The 1304-nt window shown below is 73.8% G+C and carries 1 protein-coding gene; it reads right to left on the minus strand.

All coding sequences use genetic code 11. The annotated features are described in order from the left end of the window. Nucleotides 1–63 precede the first annotated feature (63 nt). Nucleotides 64–1002 carry a DUF3027 domain-containing protein gene (locus tag ACFWZ5_RS46445; RefSeq protein ID WP_384805677.1) on the minus strand — a complete coding sequence of 313 codons (939 nt, stop codon included), beginning with the start codon at nt 1000–1002 and terminating at the stop codon, nt 64–66. Between the last annotated feature and the right edge of the window lie 302 nt (nt 1003–1304).

Consider the following 1304-nt stretch of genomic DNA (forward strand, 5'->3'; position numbering starts at 1 on the left):
TTCAGCCCGTCCGGCGTTTGAGGACGAGGCCGGAGGCCGATTGCTTTTCGGGGTGAGGTTGGCCTACGAGTGGCCCAAGTCCTCCGTAGGCCCCGCCGCCGTGACCGAGCCCGCGTCGGGGGCGGGGCGGAGGGGGAGAACGTCGACCTTCGTCTCGTCGAGGACCGGCGGAGCCGGCCGCGGCGGCTTCGGCATGACCGCGGCCTCCGAATGCCCCCCACACCCGTACGAAAGAGACACCACACGCCCGTCCGCGGGCCCGAACTCGTTCGCACACACCCCGAAGGCCTGCCCGAGCGACCCCCCGATCGCCACCAGGAACCCACAGCTCACACAGGACGCGGGCGCTGCCTGCGCCATCGGGGTCTTCGCCCCGTACCCCTCGTCCCACCGGTCGGCGGCCGTGTGCAGCCCGTACCGCGAGAGGACGCGGGCCCGCCGCGTGCCCAGCTCCTCGGCGACGGCCGCGATCGAGCCGCGCGCGGGCGCCGTGACGATGTCGGCGGGGGCGCCGTCGGTGACGTCGGCGTCCTCCGCGTCGACGCGCTCGGCCATCTCCTCCGACAGGACGGAGTTCGGCGGCGGCGCGTCCTCGCCGGAGTACCCCGGCTCAAGGCGCAGGTCCTCGGCGTCCGTCGGCAGCAGGTCACCGGGCCCCATGTCGCCGGGGCGCAGACGCTCGCTCCACGGCACCCACTCGGGCGCGAGCAGCGCGTCGGGGCCCGGCAGGAGCACCGTCTCGTCGAGCGTGACGACCTTCGCGCGGGACGCGCGGGCCACGGTCACCGCCCAGCGCCAGCCGCGGTAGCCCATCTCCTTGCACTCGAAGAGGTGCGTGACCACGCGGTCGCCCTCCACGACGACCTCGACATGCTCACCGACCACACCCGGAGCGGCGGCCTCCTCGGCCGCGGCGCGGGCGAGACCGACCGCCTCGGCGCAGAGGCGGTCGGGGGTGCGCGGGGTGCGCTGGGTACGGCTTCGCGTTGTCGCTGCGCTCACAGGTATCGCTTCTCTCCTACGCCGTCTCACGAGTGCGCCACCCTTACGCGGGGGCACGGACGGAGCGGACCTGAGGGCCGCGTCGACGTCCGCGCCCGACGTCACCGGGCGCACCTATGCCATCCATTCTGCGGGATGGCCAGCAGGCGCGCGGCCGAAGACTGCTGCCGCAGGCGCGTTACGCACGCTACCTGTTCCTGGCCCCTGGGCCCACACCGGCGCATCCGGGGGCTCCGCCCCCGGGCCCCCTTTTATGCGCGCTTCGCGCTCGTCCTCGAACGCCGGACGGGCTATTCATAGCC

This window comes from Streptomyces sp. NPDC059003 (genome assembly GCF_042740445.1).
Taxonomy (GTDB): domain Bacteria; phylum Actinomycetota; class Actinomycetes; order Streptomycetales; family Streptomycetaceae; genus Streptomyces.